The 25,593-nt window shown below is 64.6% G+C and carries 15 protein-coding genes; 8 read left to right on the top strand and 7 right to left on the bottom strand.

Features of this window, described 5'->3' with window-relative positions:
• The first annotated feature begins 181 nt into the window (after positions 1-181).
• The 5 genes from QUE25_RS08850 (at position 182) to QUE25_RS08830 (ending at position 4,898) form a co-directional block, all read left to right on the top strand.
• Positions 182-1,147, top strand: coding sequence for a nucleotidyltransferase domain-containing protein (locus QUE25_RS08850; RefSeq protein WP_286264138.1), 966 nt, complete (start codon positions 182-184; stop codon positions 1,145-1,147).
• Complete coding sequence (locus tag QUE25_RS08845) at positions 1,144-1,758, top strand: ubiquitin-conjugating enzyme family protein (protein ID WP_286264137.1); 615 nt, start codon at positions 1,144-1,146, stop codon at positions 1,756-1,758. Before QUE25_RS08850 ends, QUE25_RS08845 begins: the two co-directional genes overlap by 4 nt.
• Before the next feature lie 70 nt (positions 1,759-1,828).
• Entirely contained in the window at positions 1,829-3,043 is a 1,215-nt protein-coding gene (locus tag QUE25_RS08840) for a HesA/MoeB/ThiF family protein (protein WP_286264136.1), read from the top strand.
• Positions 3,044-3,066: 23 nt separating this feature from the next.
• Positions 3,067-3,597: a Mov34/MPN/PAD-1 family protein gene (locus QUE25_RS08835; RefSeq protein WP_286264135.1), complete on the top strand. Its 531-nt coding sequence runs from the start codon at positions 3,067-3,069 to the stop codon at positions 3,595-3,597.
• Positions 3,594-4,898 carry an SAVED domain-containing protein gene (locus QUE25_RS08830; protein ID WP_286264134.1) on the top strand — a complete coding sequence of 435 codons (1,305 nt, stop codon included), beginning with the start codon at positions 3,594-3,596 and terminating at the stop codon, positions 4,896-4,898. The genes QUE25_RS08835 and QUE25_RS08830 overlap by 4 nt, the downstream gene beginning before the upstream one ends.
• Positions 4,899-4,922: 24 nt before the next feature.
• Here QUE25_RS08830 and mobF read toward each other — a convergent pair whose 3' ends face one another.
• On the bottom strand, positions 4,923-8,531 hold the full coding sequence (mobF, locus tag QUE25_RS08825; protein WP_286268531.1) for a MobF family relaxase: 3,609 nt from the start codon (positions 8,529-8,531) through the stop codon (positions 4,923-4,925).
• Between the two features lie 262 nt (positions 8,532-8,793).
• Here mobF and QUE25_RS14850 point away from each other — a divergent pair, with 262 nt between their 5' ends.
• From QUE25_RS14850 to istB, 3 genes are read left to right on the top strand one after another with little or no spacing between them, the layout of a single operon-like run.
• Positions 8,794-9,591: a DNA cytosine methyltransferase gene (locus QUE25_RS14850; RefSeq protein WP_425332700.1), complete on the top strand. Its 798-nt coding sequence runs from the start codon at positions 8,794-8,796 to the stop codon at positions 9,589-9,591.
• A gap of 53 nt (positions 9,592-9,644) precedes the next feature.
• Positions 9,645-10,874, top strand: a complete 1,230-nt coding sequence (istA, locus tag QUE25_RS08820; protein ID WP_286264132.1) for an IS21 family transposase — start codon at positions 9,645-9,647, stop codon at positions 10,872-10,874.
• Positions 10,874-11,674, top strand: a complete 801-nt coding sequence (istB, locus tag QUE25_RS08815) for an IS21-like element helper ATPase IstB (protein WP_286264130.1) — start codon at positions 10,874-10,876, stop codon at positions 11,672-11,674. The genes istA and istB overlap by 1 nt, the downstream gene beginning before the upstream one ends.
• Positions 11,675-12,090: 416 nt before the next feature.
• Here the strand turns inward: istB and QUE25_RS08810 are convergent, their stop codons facing one another.
• From QUE25_RS08810 to QUE25_RS08785, 6 genes are all read right to left on the bottom strand, one after another.
• Positions 12,091-13,155, bottom strand: a complete 1,065-nt coding sequence (locus tag QUE25_RS08810; RefSeq protein WP_207473690.1) for a DUF3644 domain-containing protein — start codon at positions 13,153-13,155, stop codon at positions 12,091-12,093.
• Between the two features lie 5 nt (positions 13,156-13,160).
• Positions 13,161-14,399, bottom strand: a complete 1,239-nt coding sequence (locus tag QUE25_RS08805; protein WP_286264126.1) for a Shedu immune nuclease family protein — start codon at positions 14,397-14,399, stop codon at positions 13,161-13,163.
• A 161-nt stretch (positions 14,400-14,560) separates the two neighbouring features.
• Positions 14,561-17,956 (bottom strand): DUF499 domain-containing protein, encoded by a 3,396-nt coding sequence (locus tag QUE25_RS08800; protein WP_286264124.1) that lies wholly within the window; start codon positions 17,954-17,956, stop codon positions 14,561-14,563.
• Between the two features lie 61 nt (positions 17,957-18,017).
• On the bottom strand, positions 18,018-19,136 hold the full coding sequence (locus tag QUE25_RS08795) for a PDDEXK nuclease domain-containing protein (protein WP_286264122.1): 1,119 nt from the start codon (positions 19,134-19,136) through the stop codon (positions 18,018-18,020).
• Between the two features lie 3 nt (positions 19,137-19,139).
• Positions 19,140-21,968: a DUF1156 domain-containing protein gene (locus QUE25_RS08790; protein WP_207473687.1), complete on the bottom strand. Its 2,829-nt coding sequence runs from the start codon at positions 21,966-21,968 to the stop codon at positions 19,140-19,142.
• Positions 21,965-25,567 carry a helicase-related protein gene (locus tag QUE25_RS08785; protein WP_286264116.1) on the bottom strand — a complete coding sequence of 1,201 codons (3,603 nt, stop codon included), beginning with the start codon at positions 25,565-25,567 and terminating at the stop codon, positions 21,965-21,967. Before QUE25_RS08785 ends, QUE25_RS08790 begins: the two co-directional genes overlap by 4 nt.
• Positions 25,568-25,593: the final 26 nt, after the last annotated feature.

Raw genomic sequence — 25,593 nt, 5'->3', positions numbered from 1 at the left:
CGGTCACGGGCCGGTTCGTGAAGCAGTCCACGGTGAAGCGTCACCCGAAGACCACGACTAACGAGAGCACCGGCAGGGGCAGTACGAAGAAGTAGGCACCGTGCCGCGCTCCGCACCGCACAGCAATGTCGGTGGCAGTGGCTACGGTGATCGACCAGACGAACCAATCAGGAGAACGACTATGAGCGTGACTGACGCCTTCAAGACCTTTCAGGACGTCGTGAACGCCGACATCACGCAAGTCCGCGAAGCCCGCACTCGACGCGATCTCTTCAAGGGTGCCTTCGGGGCCGAGGTCGACGTGAAGGAAGTCATCGCGTCCGGATCGCTCGCGCGAGGGACACACAAGGACCCGATCCATGACGTCGATGTGATCGTCGTCTTCGATCAGGAGGAGCATCCTGAGTGGGGAACTCCGGGAAGTTCCGCCGCGGATGCTCTCGATTACACGCGCGGGCGTGTCAACGCGCTGCTCGGGGCGACGAACGGCACCTACGACCACGCCGTCCGGCTGGCCCGGTGGCGCAACCATGCCGTCAAGTGCTTCCTGGATGACCCCGACGATCCTGACGCGTTCACGGTTGATGCCATGCCTGCACTGCGCCGCGATGGGCGGCTCCTTATTCCGGAAGCACTTTCGGAAGACTGGGTCGCTTGTGACCCAGAGTTCCTGATCGCCGAAGTGGCGGATCGACACGCGCAGTGGAGCAAGTTCGCCGGCACTGTTCGGATGCTCAAGTGGTGGGCTGCCGCGCAAGACACCAAGATCAAGTCTCTCGTCATGGAGGTCCTCGCGCTCGACTTCCTGCCGACGGACGTCAACCAGCCCGCTGCGATCAAGCAGTTCTTCGTCAGTGCCTGCTACCACATCGAGGGCGGGAACGAAGTCGCCGATCCCGCTGGACTCTGCGGACCGATTCAGCCCGACATCGACTACGACGCGTTCGCCGACGCCCTACGGTCCGCCCGAGACAACGCCATCAAGGCGTTCCAGGCGCAGGCGAACAACGACTCTGCGGCTGCGATCAAGCACTGGGGCGAGGTCTTTGGGGATGATTTCCCGAAGCCTCCTGCCTCCACTGGCATCCCGGCGCCCGCGGTCGTGCCCGCGGCGCCCCGGCCGGTGAAGGACACTCCGCAGGGATGACTCGCGCAACAGGACCGGATCACGACGCGGGCACCACGGCGCTCAGCCCCGTGCTCTGGACTGAGTGCGAACCCGCGCGGCTGGCGCGCGACCAAGATGAGGTCCTGGCTTTCGCGCCGTTGCTCGAATTCCAGAGTCCCGCGGATGACGGCTTGACGCACGGCGGATGGATCGGTGTCCTCCCCCGCTGGCCCTTCGAGCGGCCGAGGCCCGAAGCTCTCGATGAGCTGCTTGGCAACCAGGAACTGAGGGTGCTCGTCGTCTACTCCGCAGCGCACCCGATGGTTCCGCCGACGATCTACTCCATCGACCCGGAGCCGTCGATCTGGGAGCAGACACAGTCCGCATGGCATGTAGCTCCGGGAGGCTCGCTCTGCCTGCTTCAGAGTGATGGCGGCTGGCAGCCCGAGGCCAGTCTCACCGAGCTCCTGGCGAAGGCATCGGGGTGGCGAATCGAGTACGCCCTCATGAAGGCTGGGGTCATCGATGCAATGTCGGTCAATGGAATCGTCTCTGACCCATCGCACGACCACCTGATTGATCGAGCGATTCAGCGAGTAGCTGAAACACCGGACCCGGACGAGGTTGGGGGCGCGGATGTCTCCCCGTAATCCCTACATCGTGATGCCCCGAGACGCGGTCACCAAGATCGCAGGCTCCGACCTCTCGCGCGGATCGCTGGTGCTCCGCCGCGTTCCCGCAGACGATATGTACGTCGTCCAGACCGTGGAAACCGGCAAAGACATCCGTCTTCCAGCCGAAGTTCCGCGCGAGTACGCCGCGCTTCGTTCGGGCGACGCCCAGCATGCAGCTCAGTGGATCAGAGTGGTCTCTAACGACGCCCATCTTCACCATCTCTTCTTGTCCAGACGCCCCGATATCTCTATCGGGTTCAAGGACTTTCGGAAGTTGGTGCCAGGCGTCTCCGACCCCGGCAACAACCTTGGCGTGGTTGTCACTCACGACCCCGACCTTCCACCAGAGCTGGTGGAGGCCGGGGCTCCGGAGTTTGCGGGATGGGCTGTCCGACGCGACGGTGTGGAACCGCTCCCTATCGAGATCGAGCCACACGTTGTTGGCCTGGCGCAGTTGACCGGCAAGTGGCCGATCGAGCAGCTCGCCGCCAATAGCGTCATGGTTGTGGGCTGCGGCAGCATCGGGAGCGCAGCAGCAGAGGCGCTCGCAGGATACGGAGTCGGACGTGTGGAGCTTGTCGACCCGGACCGATTCCTCTGGCACAACATGCTCCGCCACGCTCTCGGACCCGAAAGCGTCGGGCGATTCAAGGTAGCGGCTATGAAGGACCACCTCGCCCAGCACTGGCCGCAGCAGACAGTGGTGGCTCACAGGCGTGACGTGGTTACCGAGGCGCATTACATCCGGCCCATCGTCGACCGCGTCGATCTGGTGCTCTGTGCCGCAGACGGTATTGCTCCCAGACGCGTCGTCAGCCACCTCTCCAGGCGCGCGCGAAAGGCGGCGATCTTGGCGTGTGTGCTCGACAATGGCTCGATTGGAGAGGTCATCCGGCTGCGTCCCACTCCCCGGTTCGGATGTCTCCTCTGTCTACGGCAGCAGCTTGCAGACCAGGGTGCGATGGACGCCGAGGCGGATCAGGAGTTGGATTACGGCACCGGGCGCGTCCATCAGCCAATGACAGCTGTGCCGCCTGATCTCCGATACGTCGGCACGTTCGCTGCGAAAGTAGCCATCGCGACGTTGCTGGAATCGCTTCACGGTGACCACACCCAGCAGGTTCCCGGCGAACACGCCATCATCGGTCTCCGACCAGCAGGTGACCTCGCAGCCCCGTTCGACCTCAGCCAAGCCGGCGACGTTCGGTGGTCGTCCATCCCCAGACCCCGCACGTCGTGCCCGACCTGCTCGCCAGGATGACCGGTCGAAGAGATGTACCTCCGGTGACGATCACTGACGTCGCGCTCAGCTCAATCGCGCGCGAAGCTTCGCGATCCATCGATGGGTTCGAGACTGGCGGCATCCTGCTCGGATACGACGCGACTGATGGGATCGGCATCCGACACGCCGGCGGACCCGGACCCAACGCCACCCGCGGCGAACGCACCTTTATGCGAGACCTCGACCACGCCCGGCATCTCGCGGACTCAGCCTGGTTGGAGGACCGTAGCCAGTGGATAGGCGAATGGCATACCCACCCGACCGGAACACTCTCCCCGAGCGAGGTCGATCTCCAGTCCTACATGCGCCATCTGCGCGACCCCGACCTGGGGTTTGATCGGTTCGTCGCCATCATCGCTGGGTTCGATTCATCGGCACGAGTGCTCGCTGCAACCTGGCTCATCCAACGGGACCGAATCTGGGCGGTGGTACCCGAGAGGCTGCCTCCTGCGCCTGCTAGAGACAGCCCCTATGCCAGTGACGCGGCGAAGCGCGCCGCCTCCATACCCGACGAACACAAGGAGACGCCATGACATCCGATTCCGCCACTCCTGATCCCGCAGACCCTATCTTCATCTCCTACCGCCAGAACGATGGCACGGATGTTGCTGCGGAACTCGCCTGGCTCTTCCGCGCCGCCGGCATCCCTGTCTGGCGGGACCGAGACGATCTGCCACCAGGCGATACCGAGGCGCGACTCAAGCAAGCGATAGCGGCCGGCATCTCCGGCGGCGTTCTCGTGACAACACCAGACGTGGTGAACAGCAGAGTTGTGAAGACGCTGGAAGCCCCCCAACTCCTCGACCTACACGCCGACCACGAAGTGTTCGCACTCGGCATCACCAACTCGGTGAAGACGGCAGGCGGCGGAACAGACTACAACGCTCCCGACCGTCTTCTAGAGCTTCGTCCCGGCACCTTGAGCGGCGTCGATCAGCAACCCGCTGAACGCAACGGTCTGCTTGCATTGCTCCGTGGCTTCGTCTGGCACCGAATCGCGTCTCTTCGCGAGCGAATCGAAGTAACTGACAAGACGTTCCACCTGAGCCTCCAGACTCGAAACACGCCTCAGGTGTATGACCGGACCGGCGACGAACTGGATATCCGGCTCAGACCCTCCGATCATGAGCGGCTTCCGAGCGTCGGCGGGCTCCAAGACCTCAAGGACACCATCGGTCTCCTCCCCGATGCCGTGACTCGTTCCGGGGCACATCGCCTACGCGTCGCTGGAGGGGCTCATCTCTCCGTGGCGTTCACAATCGGGGCAGCCTTGCCGTCGTCTCGTATCGGATACATGGACGTGATTGACCAACAGGGTGCCACCTGGGCGAGCGATGGTGAAGCGCGGTTCATCGCCCAACCACAAGTACAGATCGCAGCAGAGGGACGAAGTCGTTCTGCGATCACAACCGGCCGGCCCTCCGTAGCCGTATATGTCGATCTCCTGCCGCAACGCAGCGACACCGCCTTCGTTCGGTACATCGAGGCCCACGAACCGTTCCTCGCGGGTTGGCTTCATCTCACAAGCGCGAGCGGCACGCTACTCGACCCCACTTATGCAGGCCTGATCGCCGCCGACGTTGCCGCGCACATTCGTGCCCTGTCGAACGGCAACTCCAACGCCGAGGTGCACCTCCTGTTGCGGTGCCCGTTCCCACTTGCGCTGCTCATCGGGAGGCTTACTAACACCCTGCGCGTGGTCGTCCACGAGTGGGATGACTCCGATCCCGTCACCGGTGAAGATCACCGCGCACGATACGTGCCTACCCTTCGTGTACGTGCGTCCGCAAGCGCAGGCGTGATCGAAGAAGTACTTCTCCCGGATGCATGTTGACTACGGCAGCTGGAGCAAGGCGCTTCACAGTGAGCGCTCGACGCCATAGTGTCCTTGTGAATGCTGCGGTGCTTCGCTCATCTCGGCGATGAAGCCACGAACTCGATCGAGAGCAGTTCGTGCTCGTGCCGCGTCGATCTTCTGGGCGGCCGACTCGGGTGGGGCTCCGAGGGGCGTGTCGTCGGTGATGCGGTAGCGGTCGCGGTAGGCGGCGACCACGCGGGCGGCCTTGCGCCAGGTCGCGGCTCGTCGTCGGTCGGCGGGCGGCGTTCCGATTGCCTTCGTCCACGGCGCGCTCTCGGTCAGCGCGCCGTCGAGTACGGCGTCGGCGCGTGCCGCGATGAGCTCCTCTCGCTCGTCGAGAGCCGCTCGCATCTCAACATCGATGACGCCGTGCGCCTGTGGGATGAGGCCGGCGATAAGTCGCGTTGGCTTGCGGGTCCGGCCCGAGCCTGCGGGGCGGCCGGTGGCCCGCTCGACCCGGTAGTGCAGGACGGCGGCGATGTCGTCGGCGTCATCGAATCCGCGCGCTGCGACGAGGCGCGGCAGGAGGGCATCGACGTTGTGATGGTTGGCTTCAGCACGGCGGAGTTCAGCCGTGAGCGGGCCGAACGCATCAGAGTCAATGGCGCTCTCGGCCTGTTCGTCGGTGAGCCCAGATTCGCGGATGAGGGTGGACCAGCGGTCGTGTTGGGCTGCGGCGGCGATGGTCTCGTACTCGGCGGCGAGCTGGGCGATCGAGCCCCACTGTTCCTGTTCGGCGACGATGGTCTCGTGCGCCGAGAGTTCGGCCCCGCTGTGCTGAAGAACGCCGTAGAGCACGCTTCGCGCGGTGGCATGCGGGTCGTCGCCGGGGTGCGGCTGCGCATGGTCGTCGGCGCGGTCGAGAGTCACGTAGGCGTGGTTCGAGTACCGGCCTCGGGTCATCGCGACATAGAAGGTCTCCCGCGTCGATGTCGGTTCGACCAGTACGTGCGCAGTGTCGGTCGTGATGCCCTGGGCGCGGTAGGCGGTGACCGCGTAGCCGAGATCGACCTGCTCGGCCACGTACGCCGCTGGGAGGAGGATGCTGCCGCCGAACCTGCGTCCACGCCTCCGAGCTCTGATGGTTCCGTCGTCGCGGACGGTGGTGCCGGTCCCGTAGTCGCGTGCGATGGTGATGGTCCCGTCGTCGCCGACGGCGGTGACGGTCCAGATGTCGCCGTTGCGCACCCAGTCCCGCCCGGCCAGGGTGCGGAGGTCGCGGTTGTTGAGTCGCGTGATGATGGTGTCGCCGACGCCTGCGGCGGTGCCGTCGCGCAGTTCGACTTCACGGTCGGGGTTCAGCGTCTCGTTGAGGATCAGATCGGCGCGGGCGCGACCGTTCAGCGCGGTCACATCTTCATGGGTCTCGGCAATCAGCACAGACACGAGTCCCACGTCGCGGTCAGCGCGCCATGCGTTGTAGGCCGCATCGGTCATGGCCTCGGCGTCACCGTCGGTGATGCGCTGGTGAGCAAGGTAGGTGTCGATGGCTTGGGTGCGTCCGTGACGCAGTTCGAGTGAGGCAGTCTTCTCCCAGGTATGGGTGAAGCGGTGAACGTCGACCAGTTCAGGCGCGTCGGCTCTGTCTCCGGCGATCATTGCGAACGCACCCCCGGCGTCCACGGATTGCAGTTGGGCGTAGTCGCCGACCAGCAGCACCTTCGCACCCGCGACTTGGGCGAGGTGGGTGAGGCGGTCCAGCGACAGGGCGCCGGCCAGGGAGGCTTCGTCGATGATGACGAGCTGTCCCGCCTCGAACGTAGTGCCGTGGATCAGGTGGTTCTGCCACCACTTCGCTGTGTTCTCCGTCGTGATCCCGAGGTCGTCGGCGAGGATCTGGGCGGCGACCGCTGATGGTGCGAGGCCGACGACGGAACCAGGTCCGTGTTCGGCTTCCCATGCGCGGCGGAGTGCGTTCATGGCGGTGGTCTTGCCCGCCCCGGCGGGGCCGACGAGAACATCGAGGAGGCGTCCTGACACCGCGATGCGGGTCAGGGCGTCGGCTTGGTCGTCGCCGAGCATCCGGCCATCCGCGTCGGGGTTGCGCGTGATCTTCTCGACCGTCGTGAGCGGCACAGTCGGCGCGCTGAGGTTGGCGGCGCGTTCGAGGAGTCTGTCCTCGGCCGCGAGCTGCGACTCGGAGGTGAACACGGTCGAGCTCTTCGGCCGGAACACTGAGGTGCCATCGGGCCGACGGAACACGACCGGCGAGGTGGCGAGCTCAGGTGGCGTCAGACGGAGCGAGACGAGCTCGGCGGCGTCGGCGACCATCGCGACGATGGCTTCCCGGTCCTGCATTGTGGCGAACCGCCAGCCCATCGTCTGCCGGGATGCCTCGGCCATGAGATTCCATCGTCGCCAGGTCGAGCGCTTCTCACCGACCACCTCGACGACCGAGCGTCCCAACTCACCGATCACGTCGAGCGGTACGTCGTCGGCCCGCAGGAGCAGCGGCTTGTTGTTGTCGGTGACTTCGCGTGCCCACGCCGTCGCGTCCCGTCCCAAGGTCTTCGTCGCGCGGGTCCGCCACTCCGAGGTGAGATCAGCAAGGGATCGGACCTGCTTCTCGGGGCGGGTCGCGAGTGTGGCTTGGGCTCGCAGTTTGAGGATCGTCGTGTTCGATGGCTGGCGTCCGTGCTGGGCAACGTACTCGGCGATGAGCCGGTTCTTCTCGGCGTCGATGTGGCGGGCGCGGGTAGAGAACTCCGAGACCAGCTCTTCCGGAACTCCCGTGATCGCCCATGCTGGGTTCCGGTCCCGACCCATCTCGCGCGCCTCCCAGGAGACCCCGAAGGTGCGCGTCATGTGGTCGGCGAACACGGCTTCGTGAAGTTCCGAGAGCGCCACTACGGCAGCGTGCATCGGTCTGCCGTCGAGCGAGCGCCACTTCCTATCGAGGACGGTCTTGGCCTTGTTGCTGATGACGACGTGCGTGTGGAGGTGGGGGTCGCCGGCGCGGGAGTCGAAGTGATCGAACGCGGTCGCGATCAGCCCGGTGACATCGACCTGTGCAACCGCGCCGTCCCCGGCGGTTGCGCCCGTGCGGGTGGCTGCAACCTCGCGCTCCATGAACGCAACCACCTCCGCAACCGCTCGATGATGCGCCTCGGCAATCAGCGATTGGACCCCGGCATCGGCGACCGCCCACAGCACCGACGCGGGCTTCGGGATCGAGAAGGTGAAGTCGAAGCCGGCCACCGCACGGCGTGTGCTCCGGACCGTCTCCTCGGCAACGATCTGCGCGACGGCCTCGCCCTTGGCGCCAGGCGTCATCGTCGGCTCGAGGTCTGCGATCCGCGCTTCGATCCGCGCTTCCTGGCTCTTGTAGGTCGGGAAGGCACGACCGAGTGGTTGGTCGGTGATCGGATCATGGCCAGTCCCCATCAGTAGCTGGAGCTGGTGTGCCGATACTCGGTCACCCACCTGAATCTCGCCCTTGCCGAGGGCCGCTACGCCTGCGCCGAGCCAGCGACCGGGCGGGGTTCCTTCCTCCATGTAGTAGCGAGTGAGCGGCGTCGAGAGCGGCCTGTCGCCGTCGGCTGCCGCAACCGTCTTGAGCAGGTACTTGTAGCCATCACCCGCCGACATCACACGCATCGAAACCGTCATGCTCACCTCCGCTCCTGCCGGGCAGGTGAGCACCCGCACCCGGTGACTTCTGCCGCGGCAACGCCCGCACAACCTCGATCTGCAAGACGCGTGTGGCCTCAGGAAGAGGTCGGAGCAAACGCCTGAGGACGAGGCGTCGGTGACGGTGCCAGCGGGTTCTGGGCGGGGTGGCTCCGGTCGGCGTGGACGGTCATCGGATGCGTGTCGGAGTCGTGCACCTGACAGGTGACCAGCTCGGCATCGGTTCACGACGAGGCACCGGATGTCGGGGACGACTGTCAGCCGGAGCGCTCTTCATGCACGAACTCAACGCAAACAGCGATCTCAACTCAGGATCGGGTCGCTGTTCAGCGGCTACGGCGGCCTCGACCTCGCCGTCGAGCACGTCTTCAACGCCAGAACGGTGTGGTTCTCTGAACTCAACGAGCCCGTCGCCCGCGTCTTCGCCAGGCACTGGCCCGACGCCCCGAACCTGGGCGACATCACGACCATCGACTGGAGCCTGGTCGAGCCCGTGGACATTCTCATCGGTGGGTTTCCATGCCAGGACGTGTCCACGGTCGGCAAGCGCGCCGGCCTCGCGCCAGGGACGCGCTCGGGACTGTGGGCACACATGGCCGAAGCGATCGACGCGCTTCAACCTGAATGGGTCGTCATCGAGAACGTCCGCGGGCTGCTGTCCTCACCCGCCACGCGGCACGCCACAAAAGGAGACGACCATGAACAACGCAACCCCGGCGATGCAACCCCAGACGACGCAACCCTTCACGGCGTGGAATCCGACCCGTGGCATCTGGGAGACAACGCAGCTCGACCTTCTACGGGCTCTCGGCGCCGTTCTCGGCGATCTGGCCGACCTGCGGCTGGATGCACGGTGGATCGGCCTACCGGCTTCCCTTGTCGGCGCTCCTCACCAACGCTTCCGCATCTTCGCCGTCGCCCGGCGCACTGTTCCGCACCCCACTGGCGACCGACTCCTCACGCGGCGGGGAAACCCTCGACCAGGTTCGAGCCCGGCGAGGGACGATCGCACTGTCCCACCAGTGTCGACGACGCTTGAAAATGAGGCCATAGTGACGGTCGAAAACGAGGCCACCCAGACAGATTGGATGGGTGATCTCTATGGAGGATTGGGCTTTGATCCGGCGGCTGGTCGCGGACGGTGTTCCGCAGCGGCAGGTGGCGCGGGACCTGGGCATTGGGCGGTCGACGGTGGCGCGGGCGGTGGCCTCGGACGGTCCGCCGAAGTACGAGCGGCCGGCGGTGTCGACATCGTTCACGCCGTTCGAGCCGGCGGTGCGGCAGTTGCTGGTCACGACGCCGGACATGCCGGCGACGGTGATCGCCGAGCGGGTCGGCTGGACCGGATCGATCAGCTGGTTCCGCGACAACGTCCGACGGCTGCGGCCTGATCACCGGCCGGTCGACCCATCGGACCGGTTGATCTGGCTGCCTGGTGATGCGGCGCAGTGCGACCTGTGGTTCCCGCCGAAGAAGATCCCGCTCGAGGACGGCACCAGGACGCTGCTGCCGGTTCTGGTGATCACCGCTGCGCACTCCAGGTTCATGGTTGGGCGGATGATCCCGACCCGGACCACGGCCGATCTGCTGCTGGGGATGTGGATGCTGCTGCAGCTGCTCGGACGGGTTCCACGGCGGCTGATCTGGGACAACGAGTCAGGCATCGGCCGCGGGAAGTGGCATGCCGAAGGCGTGGGTGCGTTCACCGGGACGCTGGCCACGACGTTGCAGCGACTCAAGCCGAACGACCCTGAATCGAAGGGTGTGGTGGAACGCAGGAACGGCTACTTCGAGACGTCCTTCATGCCGGGCCGCGAGTTCGAGTCCCCGGCTGACTTCGACGCCCAGTTCGGCGAGTGGCTCACCATCGCTAACGCCCGGATCGTGCGCACGATCAAGGCACGGCCGATCGAGCTGCTCGACGCCGATCGGGCGGCGATGCTGCCGATGCCGCCGGTGCCACCGGCGGTGGGCTGGGTCAACCGGGTCCGGCTCGGACGCGACTACTACGTCCGCATCGACAGCAACGACTACTCCGTCGACCCCGGCGTGATCGGCCGGTTCGTCGATGTCACCGCCGACCTGACCCGCGTCGAGGTCCGCCACGAGGGACGCCTGGTCGCTGCCCATGACCGGGTCTGGGCCCGCGGCATGACGATCACCGACCCCGCCCACGTTGCGGCCGCGAAGGTCCTGCGCGAGCAGTTCCAGCGACCCCGGCCGGCACCAGATCCGCACACGGAGCTGGTGCGGGACCTGGCCGACTACGACCGCGCCTTCGGCCTCGTCGACGGCACTGTCGACGGCGAGGAAGTGGCCTGATGGCGGGCAAGACGAAGACCGATGCGACCGAGGCGCTCAAGCAGGTCACCTACCTGGCATCAGCGTTGAAGGCCCCCCGGATCACCGAAGCCGCCGCGAGATTGGCCGACCACGCCAGGGATGCCGGCTGGACACACGAGGAGTACCTCGCCGCGATCCTCGACCGCGAGGTCGCCGCCCGCAACGCATCCGGCGCCCAACTGCGGATCCGCGCCGCCGGGTTCGCCGCACGCAAGACAATCGAGGAGTTCGACTGGGACGCCCAGCCTGCCGTCCGCCAGCAGGTCGCCGCGCTGGCATCCGGCGGGTTCCTCACCGAAGCCCGCAACGTCGTGTTGCTCGGCCCGCCGGGCACCGGGAAGACCCACCTGGCCACCGGCCTTGGCATCGCGGCCGCGAATCACGGCCACCGGGTGCTGTTCGCGACCGTGACCGAGTGGGTCACCCGACTCACCGACGCCCACCGCGCCGGACGACTACCCCAGGAACTCACCCGGCTGCGGCGCTGCGGGCTGATCATCGTCGACGAGGTCGGCTACCTGCCCTTCGAGCAAGACGCCGCGAACCTGTTCTTCCAGCTCGTGCCCAGCCGCTACGAACACGCCTCACTCATCCTCACGTCCAACTTGCCCTTCAGCGGCTGGGGCGGCGTATTCGGCGACCAGGCCGTCGCCGCCGCGATGATCGACAGGGTCGTCCACCACGCCGACGTCCTCACCCTGAAGGGCGCCAGCTACCGGCTACGCAACCGCGGGATCGACACCCTGCCCAGCATCAGAACCCAAGACGCGGCAGACTAGGACTCGACAAACCGGTGGCCTCGTTTTCGAGCGTCGGATCGGCCTCATATTCGAGCGTTGTCGACACACCAGATCATCGACTTCGCACTTCACGGACCGGCTGGCTCGCCGAGCAGGCGAGCCGAATCGGAGACGCTGTGGTCGCTGATCGACGGACTGTTCGACGCTGGGGACGCTACGCTGACGCCATCGCCCGTTGGGAACACATCACCGGACGACCCGCGCCAGCACCAACCCTCCTGAACGATGCCAACGGCCCACGTCCAGCACCCGCATTCGTGGAGTGGCTGATGGGCTTACCGGCGGGCTGGGCCACTGGCACCGACGACCTCACCCCGAACCAGCAGATCACCGCGCTTGGGAACGGAGTCCTGCCACTACAGGCTGCGCAGGCACTCGATCTTCTGGGCGCCCGCTCAGGTTCCGTCCGAAGCCTTCATGGTCGGTGAGCGGCCAAGTAGCGCTTGGTACTTCTCGGCAGTATCGACCGCTCCGACTATCCGGTCGACGAGTTTCGGCCGGTATACGAACTGCTTGAACGCGGGTGAGTAGACGCAGTAGCCGTCTGACTTCGGCAACTGTTCCTTGTCACCGCTCTTGGCCGGGCCGATCTGCCATGCCTTCCGGATGGCGGTGAAGTCGTTGACCCCGAACTTGAACGGAATGCGCTTCTCCACCGCAGCCGCAGCCGCCTTGGGCAGCATCTCATCGCCGTGCACTGCTTCGCGGTACTTCTCGGCAACGATCACACTGCCTTCTTGTCCGAGGAGCGCCTGAAGTTCCTCCTCGCTGAGGTCTTCTTGTCGCACGAAGTTGAGCGCGAGGTCCGCCTCCGTCTTCGGTCCCTTCATCGGAAGCAGCAGGAGGCGGTAGGCGAATCGCTCGTCACTGCGCACCTCGTCAGGTAGGCCGACTTGGAACTCAGTGATGAAGCTTGAGACGGCCGCCGGCAGTCCGCGCCGGAGATTGCGTTGCTCCTCGTACCTCGAAGGGCTGAGCGACTGCACGAAGACTGGGAACTTCAGCTCTGAACCCAGCGTCTCGCGGGAGCCGAACCGGCGCACAAGTTCTGCCTCGAAGTTGATGATGCAAGCGTGCGCTTCGGCTGCGGTCGCCACCAGTACAGAATCCTGGAAGCGGTGTTCGACGTGGTTTCGCAGTCCGACAAAGAACTCGACGTTTGCTCTGATCGGGTCGTTGTCCTTGAACTCGTGCTTCAGGCACTGGCTCAGGTCCCAGGTCTTCTTGGAGCCATCCGGGTTTCGCTTGAAGATGCGTCGACCGCCCGATTCGCGGTAGAAAATCTCGGCCTTGCGGCGCATGCGGTCAGCGTGAAGTAGGTTCTGCCACGCGAGGTGGATGTGGACGATGAAGTCACTGAAGCTGCGTCGATCACCGGGACGGTTGTAGAAGTCGATCGCGACAAGCGCCTGTCGCCGGGCCTCGTCAAGCGTGTGCCTCCATGCAGGTGGGCGTGCCATCTCGATCAGACCTCCTCGGCTGTGGGCGAGGCCGGCGTAAGGAAGTCGCGAAGCAGTCTCAGTCGCTCAAGAATCTCGTCGTAGGTCACGATCGTCACGCTGCGGGAGTTCGCGCGATACAACTCGAACGACTTCTGTCTTGCAGGATCGCTGGCCGATGGTGTCCGTCCGGCAACCACGAAGCAGGAGACCGCGTAGGACTCCAAGTCCCATTGACGCGAGCTTTCCTTCAGGCCGGTGAGGTTCTTCGTCAGGTTGTACGCCTGATCGAGTACCTGGGAGACTGCGCCGTTGAGCTCCTTCGATGGACCGAATACACCCTGCCGGTACTCACGCGCTTCCAGCAGCTGCGTGGCCGGCTTCTTGATCTCCACCAGAGCAACGTTGTTCGTGAGCGAGTTCTTGAACAGGTAGTCAGCGATCTTGTCGCCGCTTCCAGAGAGTCCCCGACCGCCTACGTTCGCTCCAGAACGCACACTTACCATTGGGGCCCCGAAGACCTGTTGCAGCGCAAAGGCGTTGTCATCGAAGAAGGCTTGCCAGTACGGTTCGGCCTTGCCCTGTTCCAAGGCCTCTGCGTACGCCTCGATGAGGCGGTCAAGGCTGACGAGCTCGATGTCTCGCTTGAGCTGCTGAAACTTCTGGGGTGATCCAGCTGCTATCGCTGCCGACTCGGACGCAACCGCTTCGACCAAAGCATCACGTTCAACGCTACTGAGTTCTTCGATCCCGTCGGCGGCCTTCGCGATCACGCGCGAGTCCGGGTGTCGCCCAAGCGAGAAGTCCGCGCTGGCGAGACCAAGCGTCGCGGCGAGGTTGTTGTGTACGAATACGTCCTTCACTCGACCCGCCGCACGATTTCCCCGGTCATTGATCCGACCGATCTCGGCCCAGATCGCAGCGAACCGCGATAGGCCGAGGTGGAACCCTGTCCCGTTGATTGCGGCGCTGTTGCCGTCAGTGAAGATGATCTCTGTGCAGGGAGTGTTGGTCTCGATCAACCGAATCAGCCGGTTGCAGTCCTTGAGCAGCCCGAGGCCGTAGGCGAAGTCCTTGACGAATCCGGGCGGTAGCGTCTCAAAGATTGACTCCAAGTCGGAGCCCTCGAAATACTCATCCAGCAACGACGTTTCCAGGGAAAGCGTCTGCACCTGCTCGTACTTCGGGCCAAGGTACTCGCTGTGGTTTGAGAGTGTGTTGATGGGGTGAATCTTCAGGATGCCCGTTGCAGCGTCGAGCTCCACGAGCTTCACACCTTCAGCCAAGCGCCGGTGTGCCGACGACTCTTCATGTGGTAGCTCGGTCGGAACGAAGAAGGCCTCAACTCGACCACCTTCGTCCACCGTGCGGACATCGAGGCGACCGATGTTCGTCTGATCGTTTCCGAATCGAGCCACCGCTACCCTCAGCTCTTCTCGAAGCCGGAGCTGGGGTCGAACTTGAGGACGCGGGCGTTCTCGCCGATCGTGCGGACCTCGGACTCATCGAAGCCCCCGGGCTTGGTTGCCTGAATGTCGATGGTGATGTCGAGTCGCGCGCCTGCACCGGCGAGTCGGTCGATCACCTCGCGGGTCACGTTGCCGATGTCGCGGGCGTAACGGTCGGAGTCGATCTTCACCGATCCGAAGAACCGGGCAAGGACTGCCTCCAGTGCAGACTCGGCCTCGGACGGCTCATCGCCCTCGGCAGACGAACTACCCGTCCACACGAAGTCAACCGGCCCGACGGGAGCGGAGTCGCCGTCGGTTGTGGAGGCGTTCATCGCAGCCTCACGTATAGCTGCGATCCGGTCGGCATCGGCCTGCTTCTGGGCGCGCTCGGTCTCGATGAGCAGTGTGCTGTCGGTGACCTGAATCCTGGTGTTGGGGTTCGGCGCCACGAGCAGGCTACGGTAGCGGCCAGCATCTTTCCCCGAAGCGATGGCAAAGCGCTCGTTGTCGACGAGCACTGCCGAGAGCGACTGTTCGATGGCACTGTCGAGCACCTCGCGTCGGACGAGACGGGGCAGATACGTGTAGCGGGTGAAGTAACCCCACAACTCACCGACGGTGATCTCACCGGAGTCGCGCCACAGAGCACCGAGCTCGTTGTGCAGCGTTGAGCCGAGAATCGGCGCACCGAAGTCGGTGACGAGCTGATCCTCCCGACCAAGCTTGGCGCTGACACGCTCAGCCAGCGAGCGCCCGCCGGAGTCGGGCACTCTGTCGGCGACGAGCTCGAACGGCTTGGTCGGGTCGAACTGCTCAGGGTAGACCGCCCACACGAAAGTGTCGCGGATGCGGTCGGAGACGGTCTGATCGAGCCGAGAGACCCAGTCGTCAGTCTGCTTGCGCTGCTGTGCCGACAGGTTGAGGCTGTCGCTGGTGGCCTGAACGCGCTTCCAGCCGAGGTAGCTGCGGGTCGCGGCTTCGAGGCTCTCCAGCTCGCTCTTGTCGGCCATCAGGAAGATCAGCGTGTTGCGGTGGATGCGCTGGCTCGCGCCCTTGCTCTCGATAGCGTCACGGACCCAGGCGTGCGCAGCCGAGTCGGCTCCGTCCTGCTTGCGTCGGGCGTGACGCGGGTGTCCGATGACCAGGCGCGTGTTTTCAAGGTCCGGGATGTCGGCCGAGGACGACGGCGCGATGTGCACCCGATCGAATACGCCGCGGACCCGTTCTTCTCCTTGAAGGCGGCGGGTGATCTCGTTCCACACCGTCTCGACATCCTCGCGGAGACGTTCGGCGTAGTCGTTCGCGGTCTTGGTGACCGAGGGTTGGGTGTCGAACCAGTAGTGGCCCTGCTCCTCGTAGAAGTAGGTCGAGCGCTGCGCGAGAAGCTCGACGGAGCTGCCGAAGTTCCCGAGCGTGTCACCAGGGACTGCAGTGCCGAGCCAGAGGTACTGCTTGTCGAGTCCCTTCCGGCTGCTCTTGATCCTGGGGGCCGCGCCCATGAAGATCGTGCGTGCGATGCGCTGGGTGACGAACCGCTGGCCGAGGTTCGGTCGGTCGAGGTCGATCTGCTGCGCGGTCGATCCGGGGCCGTCGATGTCAGAGTCGATGATCGGCTTCCACTGGTCTTCGAGGTACTGCGTCAGGTCCGTGTTCACCGTCGTCGCATCCAGCGGCACATTGCCGGGCAGGATCAATGGCGACGTGTCGTTGGATGCCCACAGCTCGTGCACGATCGACGAGACGAGCTTCAGCACGCCGCGGGTGCGCTGGAACCGCTCCAGCGTCGACCAGTCCTCATACAGGCGATCGAGCAACTCGGGGTGCAGCGGGTAGGAGGCGCGGATGCGCTTCTCGTACTCGTCGTTCGGCGACGCTGCATCGCGAGGGAACAGCGCGGTGTTGTTCCGGTAGAGATTCGTGAAGCTGCGCGCCACTGCCGAGATGGTCGTGAGTCCTTCGGCGTTCGGCGCCTGGAACAGCCGGCGGCGCACGATCTCGAACGACTCGTCCTTGCTGGATGGCCGCCACTGGTCCGCGACGCGGCGGATCACGTTCTGGAGGCGTTCGAGCGCGAGCTGGCCGTTCGCGCCACCGATCTCGATGTCGCTGCCACGTCCTTCGGTGCCCGTGTCGGATGCCGGGATCGACACGACGAGCATCACGCCCGGAACGGAACGCACGATCTCTGTCAGGGACTGGGCGAAGGTGAACTGCGTCTCGAACGAACCGGACGGGAGTTCCTTGTCCGTGACGAGCTGGCGCGCGTAGGCGACCCATTCGTCGATCAGGATCAGCGAGGGCGAGTAGCGCACGATCAGGGTGCGCAGTGCCTCACCGGGGTTGGTGCCGGCACGGTCGTCCTCGGCGATCAGGTCGTAGGCTTCACGCCCGCCGAGCTGCCAGGCCAGTTCACCCCAAAGCGTGCGAACCTCGGTGCCGTCATCCTTGATGATCGGCGAGCCGGCCTTCAGGTAGGTGCCGACGAGGGCGACCCGTCGGACATCGAGCGCGCCGAGGTCGGGGTTGCCGTTCGCGGCGATGAGTTCCTGGAGTTCCTGAGGGAAGTCCTTGACCGGAGTGCCGCTGAACAGGTGGTACAGCGCCAGCATCGAGTGGGTCTTGCCGCCGCCGAAGTTGGTCTGAAGGTTCACCACTGGGCTGGCGCCTGCCTCGCCGTTCAGGCGGCGAAGTGCGCGCGACAGCAGGTCACGCAAGCCCTCGGTGAGATAGGTGCGAGTGAAGAACTCGACCGGATCCCCGTACTCGGGGCTCGTCGCCTGCCCGGTGTGCACCAGGTGCAGGTCGGCCGCGAACTCCGACGCGGTGAACGCACCGCGCGCCACGTCATCGTGCGGCCGGATCACCTCGCGCCACGGACGCAGCCCGGAGCCAGGTTCGAGCGACACCTTCGTGCGCTTGACCTGCTTCCGGGTCTGGTCTTCAAACACTGTGCGCTGCAGATCGACGCGCAGTTTCCGCACGTCCTCGGCGGAATCGACCGCGCCGACCGCGTGCAGCAGACGCTCAATCGTGTCCAGCGCCCGCGACGCATCGTCAGAGCTGAAGGGCTCGTTGTGTGCCCAGAGGTTCCGGGTCTCTCGAAGCTCGGACGCGAAGCCCTGCTGCGCACGGGAGAGCACGTCCTTGAAGTGATAGCCCTGCTCGGTGATGGCGCGAAGCTGTACCTGCACGTCATGCTTCGTATATGTGCGCGGAGGACCGCCCTGACGCTGGGCGTCGTCCTTCGCCCACGCGGCCGGCCAGTCCGGAGTCTTATAGGCCCGCGTCATCACCTCATCGACCTCATCCAGGAGCCCCTCGGAGAGCAGGTCGAACGCCTTGCCCACTCGATCTCGGTTGTTCATCGCCATCGTTGTCTCCTAGAACCCACTACTTGCTGCCGACGAGGCCCTGTTCAGAGCCTGCCAATCCCTACTCATCAATGTCTTCTTCCGCCGCTGCGGTCAGCTGCCTGCGGGCGATCCGCTCCTGCGCCTCCCGGTAGACCGCTTGGATACGGGCCTGGAGCTCCGCCTTCGGAGGCAGGGTCGTCCAGTATTCGGCGACCACGATCCCGTCCTTGTGCAGTTCGAGCAGCTCGATCTGGTCGCGGCTCGCCTCGGTACACAGGATGAGGCCGATGGGCGGATTCTCGTCTGCCTGGCGTTCGTGCCGATCCAGCCACTTCAGGTAGAAATTCATCTGCCCCTGGTAGCTCGGCTTGAACTTGCCGACCTTCAACTCCACCGCGATCAGCCGACGCAGTGGACGGGAGTAGAACAGCAAGTCGAGGTAGTAGTCGTCTCCATCGAAGGTCATGCGCTTCTGGCGTTCGACGAACGCCCACCCGCGACCGACCTCCAACAGGAACGACTCCATGTCGTGGCGCAGAGCCGCTTCGAGGTCGCGCTCCAAGAAGGTGTCGGCCAGCCCGAGCATGTCCAGCAGCATCGGGTCGCGGAAGGCATCCAACGGGACTGCCGAGCCCTCGGGAATCTGCGAGTCCGCGATCTCACGGCGCTCGAACGCCTTGCGGGAGATGGCGTGGCGCAGGTCACGGACGCTGAGGTGGCGGTCGATGATCTCCTTCACGTAGAAGGCTCGTGCGTCGTCGGTTGCGAGCGGAAGCAGCTCGCGGAAGTGGGTCCAACTGACTTGTTGCGCCAGTGACGCAACAAGTTCGGGCTCGGTGAACTGCTGGGAGAATCGCACCATCCGATACAGGTTCGTTCGGTCGTAGCCTCGCCCGTACCGTGAGGTCAGTTGTTGCGCCAGCGACGCAACAAGTTCCTGGTCGTGCCCGGCGCGTCCTTCGCGCAGCACGGCCACATCGATCAAGCGACCGATGTACCAGTTCCGCAGCGTCAAGGTCGCGTTCACCTGCGCGGCCGCGAACGCCTGCGCCTGGTCGATCAGAGCCGACACCTGCTCTACGAGTTCGCCGCCCTCGGCGCTGACCGACTCCGCGATGGCCCGGAACGGAGTCAGGTCCGCGCCAGAGCGACGCGCCGCTGCGCCACCGCTCCGGGCTTGATCTCGACTGCCAGGCACGACCTAATCCTCGTCCTCGTCGAAGTCGAACGCCTGCTGTGACGAGCGTGGCGTCGAGGCGTACTTGCGCGCCTGCTCGTTCACGTCACCCCAGGCGCTCACCAAGCCGTTGAAGAGGATGGCGTCCTTCGTGTCCTTCTTCTTCTCGGCCTCGTGGAACAGCAGGAAGCCCAGTTCCTTCACTGCGTCAAGGTTCACGCGTGTGTGCACCGACGGCAACAACTCAGCCACCTTGTCGGCCCCGTCCTTGGCCATCACGGCGGCCAAGCGGACGGTCGCCTCCCAGACGCTGACTCGTTCATCGACTGTTGCATCCCACTGACCCGCCAACTGAGACGGCGAGAGGAGGTGAGCCTTGCCCCCCTTGGCTTCGAAGATGCCACCGCGCTCCAAGGCGCCCACTGAAGTATCCGATGAGCGTGCCAACTGATCAGCGATGCCCGAGTTCTCCTGGCCCCACCCGTACTGCCGATACCACTTCACGGCGAAGCGAGTGTCTGGATCGAAGTCTGACTCCTGCTCGCCCAACACCTCGTCCAGAGTTGCGTTGATTAGGAGGAGTGCGTCTCGCACGCTCATGTCGGAGCCGTCAGCTTCGCGCACGCGCGAATACCGAGAGAAGACCCCGATGCCTGGTCCGATGGCCGCCTGAGCTAGGTCGACCGGAGCGACCGCACCCTGCATGAGCCGCCGAAGTGCCTCCGGCAGCTCTGCCTTCAAAGCAGCAACCAATGCGCGACGTGTCGTTGCAGGGGCGTCTTCAGGGCGCGGTCGGCAGGCCAAGACAATCGATGAGGCGAGGGCGTTCTTTTCCTGAGACAGCGGACGGTTGGACATCTCACTGCGCATTGGCCATGTTGCGGTGACTTCCCAACCCGTACTGATCAGTCCGCTGAGCAAGGTGTACCAGCCCGTTGAAACCTGCCCGTCGATCCCCGCATCTTGCTGCTTGTACGCGTAGTACACAGTCAGTGGGATGTCCGAGGCGGCTGTATGCCGCATCTTCCGGAAGACATCGTTGAATCCGTCGATGAAGAACTGCTCTGCGCCATCCTTGCCATTGTGGCGATGAGGATTCGCGACCAGCTCGTCAGCCTTCGGCGTCAGCAACGTCCTGACGGCTTCCGGTCGCACATCTCGGAGGGATCGCCGAAGCCAGACGTAGAAGAAGTCTGATAGGTCAGAGTATCCGATGTAGTCGTAGTACGGCGGATCAGTTGAAACTGCGACTCCCCGGTAGTCCACCGAACCTGCGTCCCGTTGCTCAGCAACCCCGGGACCGGAGCCGGTGGGCAGGCTTTCGAGTACCTTCGCGACCCACTCGACCTGACCCAGGAAGTTGCCTGTCGAGTCAGAGAAGGGGTTGACCTCGGCGAAGTCCCAGATCATCGGGATGGCCTGACGTGCGAAGACGTTACGTGCGCTGTCCCGACTGGAGTCCCAACTGCAAAGATTCGAGTATCTATCCGTCATGCGGCTGAGCGAGAGCGCCAGATAGGTGGCTATTGCATCAGCATAGGCTTCTGCTCCGGAGCCACCGTCGTCGAGCGATCTCCCACTGTCCATTCCTGCACTGACTGCATCTGACAGCACCCGTTGGCGGACTTCAGAAATGAGATCACTGAACGTGGTGAGGGTCAGGAGTTGTCGGTTGGTGAAGAGGTCTGCCCACCGAGTCATTCCGTACGTCTGAGTCTTGATGTCACGTGGGTAGTGGCCGATCTCACCCTCCGGGACATCATCGGGACGTTCCACTGTGGCGGCGGCGATGTGCGCCGTTGAGGGCGAAAGGTACAACCGCCCACGAGGTCCCTCTGCGACAATCGCGATCATGTGCTGCCCGATGCGCCCGGAGCGTCCCTCTTCACGAACGTAGTTCAGGCTGAAAGGCGTGTCGTCGCCGACAACGGCACCACCTTTCCGGCCGACGGTGCCATCAGACGGTGGCCCGCTTGGATCGTGGACGACCGTGTACGTAATCGAACCGTTTTCGATGGATGGTGAAACAAAGGCTTCACGCCCTTTTCGCTTACTCAACCACCAGGAGTTCACGAGCGGAGTCTCAATCGGGTTCGCAGGGTTAGGGCTCCTGACTGTGCGAGCCCACTTCCACGCGATCACGGTATGTTCGGTGCCGCCAGGAGCTACAGCCCGAGGGAAATGGTGGCCGATACGACGAAACGCCTCGTCACTGACCCACTTCCCGTAGTCTCGAACATCAGCAGCAAGACCGTCGGTGCCCGACCAAGGTGTTGTCTGACCTTCAACAGTCGGCGACACTGGGGGTGTTGCGGCAAAGCGCGACGGGACATCGATCATCGCGTTGCAGAGGAGCACTGCGACAGGGTTCAGATCACTCGCGTAGGCCTCAAGCCCCAACCGGTGCGCTTCCAAAGGGATGGATCCACCCCCCGCGAAAGGGTCAGCAAGTCGCGGCATCTGACCACCGTTGCTCTTCTTGATCTCGGCTCGTGCACGAGCCAATAGGTCAGGGTCGTTCGAGTTCTCCCAGACGATGAGCTCCGCGATCAACTCGTGTAGCCGACGTCGTTCAGCGTCCTGCAGCTCAACCGTCGGGAACTCGTGAGCGCGCGATGAGGGGTCGTCCACCAACTGAGCCAGGAGGACGGCTCGCGCCGTTGCCAAGGGCTTCCTCGACCACCAAAGGTGCAGTGTTGACGGGTGGCCGTGGCGGATCGACTTCTCCCGAGAAGACTCGCGATTGATCGCTTCGAGCGGCAGCCCTACTTCGATGAGCTTCTTCTTGGGCGCGTTGGTCACTGTGCTTCTCTCGCTGGCGTCGGGCTGGTTGCTGTCAGTGGTGTGGGTCATCGCGGTGGTCCTCCGCGTTCCCAGTAGTCGCGCCAGACCTCGTTGTAGGAGCGGGTGGTCGCGGATGGCTCAAGGTGGGTGAAGGCGTCGCTCACGTAGCGCAACTGGTCGTTGGCGGCACCACTGGTCGAGACCTCGACCAGGGCGAGCCGGTGACGGTCGCATTGGGTCTGGGCGAAGGTAATCTCGTTCGTGGTTATGGTGAACGTGTCGGAGCCTTCGATGCGGCCCTTGACCTCGATGTAGTGGACGAGGCCGCTCTGGTCGGTGGACTGGATGTCGTAGCCGGGGTTGTTGCGCGGCATCTCGACCGGTTCCCGTCCGAGTGCTCGCTCGGCAGCAAGCACAGCTTCGACGGCTCGACGCTCGACTTCCTCGGTCTGACGTGCGAAGGTCTGCGCTTCAGGCTCGGCACCGGTCGCGAGGAGTGCACTGGGGACGACGAGTGCGGCGCCGCGGATGACGGCGGGCACGGCGACAAGGTTGGTGGCCTCGTCGAGTTGTTCGAGCCGGTGGCTCAGGCGTTCATCGAGCTGTCGGGCACGTATGAGTGCGGTCTCGGCGCGGAGCCTGCCGACGGTGCCTCCGCGTTCGAGTGCTTCGAGGCGGTTGTGTTCTCGATCCCAGTGGTTGATCTCGGCGAGCAGGCGATCCTTCACCTGCGCCCGGGTGCGCGCGGTCTCGATGCCGAGTCGGGTCTTGATCTCGTCCATGCGCGGCTGGAGACCCTCGCGGTACGCCCAGGCGCGTACGAGCTTCTCGTGGTTCTGCCGCGCCCAGTCGCTGCCCGCGATCTCAGCCACGGCTTCGGCCTCGGTCGAGTCGGGTCGGTCGAATTCGAGGTACGGCGGTGCGGCGGAGACGGTGACGGTGCCGTCTTGTTCGAGGAGCGGGTAGTCGAAGTGATGAGAGACCGTGTCGGCATCGGCAACCGTATTCTCGATGCGCTGCTCAACGCTGAACATCAGCATCGGCGCATCGGTCTGCTTGGAGCGTCGATCAACCAGCACCGTGCCCTGCTTGAGGGTGGGGCCGAGGTCATCAATGGTTGCCTCGATGACGGCATGCAGCAACGGGTGGCCAGGTGCAATCAGGGAGGCATCGGCGAGACCGTCGGGGTGCATCCGTGAGAGTTCGAAGGTGACGCGCTCGTACTGCTCAGCGACGGGCGCCCACCGGTTGAGGCGACGCGCCGCGTCGATCACGCGGGCCGGGACGCGGGTGATCTCGTAGCGGCCCTTCTCGCGCTTGCGGATGCGCCCGCCGAGCCGTGTGAGCGCGGGGAGGAAGAAGGCGGCGATGTAACCAGGCTGGAGTCGGCGCTCGCGGGCCTTCTCCATCCGTGCCCGCACCTCGTCGAGGTTGAGCGCAGAGAACATCTCGGGGTGGAGCGCGCGCTCGGCGAGCATCTCGTCGAGGCCGTGGGAGACACCGGCGTCGATGATGCGGTCGAGCTTGGCCTTGATCTGGGGCTGGTCGCCGTAGCGGATCGCCTCGATCAGCAGGTCACGCAGCGACCGCTCTTGGAAGGCGTCGGCGTCGCCGAGCACGTTGAACAGGTTGCCGTTGTAGGCGATTGACATCTGGTCGATCTTCGCCAGCAGCCGTGTGAACACGTCGCCTTCGCGGGTGTCTTTGGCGACCATGTTCCACAGGTGGCAGACCTCGCGCTGGCCGATGCGGTGGATGCGGCCGAAGCGCTGCTCGATGCGGTTCGGGTTCCACGGCAGGTCGTAGTTCACCATCAGGTGCGCACGTTGAAGGTTCAGACCTTCCCCGGCGGCGTCCGTGGCCAGCAGGACCACGGTGTCGGGGTTGTGGGTGAAGCGTTCGCGGGCGAGCTTGCGGTCTTCGCGTCGGGTGCCACCGTGGATGGTGATGACCGAATCGGCGCGCCCAAACTGGGCGGTGATCTTGGCTTGCAGGTAGTCAAGGGTGTCGCGGTGCTCGGTGAAGATGATGATCTTGCGCGCATCCCCGGAGCCGTCGTGGGTCAGGAGCTGCTCGTCGAGGATGGTGCGCAGCTGCACCCACTTCTTGTCATCGTCTTGCAGCCGGACGCGCCGGGCTACTTTGATGAGGTCTTCGAGGATCGCGATCTCTGCCCGCAGCTCGGGGATTGTCTGCGCGGCCGTGGCGAGATCGACAACCTGGTCTGCCTGTTCCTCGAACTGGGCGCGTTCCTCGTCGGTCGTTTCCTCGTCGAAGTCGTCGAAGTCGTCGACCGAAAACGCAGGTAGTGCGTCGCTTCCGAAATCGAGCGTGGTCTTGCCCGTGGTCCATTCGTCGATGTGTGAGGCGATAGAGGTGCTGAAGCGTGCGTCGTCGGTGATGCGCTGCATTTCGCGCAGTTTCGTGTCGAGGCGCTGCTGGCGTCGTTCCAGGGATCGCAGGATCGCTTCGGGGCTGGAGGCGAGTCGGCGTTGCAGCACGGTGAGCGCGAACCCGACGTTGTTGCCGCGCTTCTTGTCCCCGGCCTGGGCGATCCGCTCAGCACGCCCCATCTCGGTGCGGACGTAGTCGGTGACTTGCTCATAGAGGTCTCGCTCGGCCGGGCTCAGCTCGTACTCAACGGTGTAGGCCTTGCGTTCGGGGAACAGCGGCTTGCCTTCGAAGGTGAGCAGGTCTTCCTTCACCATGCGGCGCATCAGGCCGTCGGTGTCGGTGCGGTGTACGCCTTGCCGGTACTGGCCCTCGAAGCGGTCGCGATCCAGCAGCGACATGAACAGCTGGAAGTCTTCTTCCTTGCCCGCGTGCGGGGTCGCGGTCATCAGCAGGAAGTTGTGCGCGGTCTCCGACAGCAGCCGTCCGAGTTTGAAGCGCCTGGTCTCGTCGACTTCGCCCGCCCATGAGGAGTAGTGGGCCGACATGCGGTGGGCCTCGTCAACGACGGCGACATCCCAGGTGACCTCGCCGAGTTGCTCGGTCAGGTCTTCGCTGCGGGAGAGCTGGTCCATGCGGGCGATAAGGAACGGGTGCTCAGCGAAGACGTTGCGGCCCTGGGCGTCATCGACCATCTGGCGGCTGAAGATTTCGAAGCGCAGGTCGAACTTCTGACTGAGTTCCTCGCGCCACTGCTCCACGAGCCCGCCGGGAGCGACGATGATCGCTCGTTCGCAGTCCGAGCGCAGGATCAGTTCCTTCAGATACAGGCCGGCCATGATCGTCTTGCCAGCGCCGGGGTCGTCGGCGAGCAGGAACCGTAGCGGGATGCGTGGCAGGAGTTCCTCGTAGACCGCGCGAATCTGGTGCGGCAGCGGGTCCACGTCCGAACTGTTGACCGCAACCATCGGGTCGTACAGCGCCGCGTACTTGATCCGCAGCGCCTCGGCTGCGAGTCGAAACTCATCCGGGTCCGCGTCGTACGCGGGGGCGGAGTCGAAGTCGCCCGCGATCTCGAAGCGCGCCGCGTCAGCATCAGTGATCGCGCGGGCACCGCTGCGACCGGAGTCGTCGCGGTAGAAGACCTCGAACAGCTCAGCGTCGATGGGATCGATGGCGATCAGCGTGACCGTCTGCCCCGGCACCAGGCCACGGAGGCGCTGACCCGCACGCAGCGTCGCGAGCGTCAACGTCGCGTCGGTCGTCGCTTCCGTCACGAGGTGCCTCCTTCCGGTTTTGGGCA

It is taken from the genome of Brooklawnia propionicigenes (assembly GCF_030297015.1).
GTDB lineage: Bacteria > Actinomycetota > Actinomycetes > Propionibacteriales > Propionibacteriaceae > Brooklawnia > Brooklawnia propionicigenes.
The sequence above is the reverse complement of the archived record's forward strand: the minus strand, read 5'-3'. Positions and strand labels throughout refer to the sequence as shown.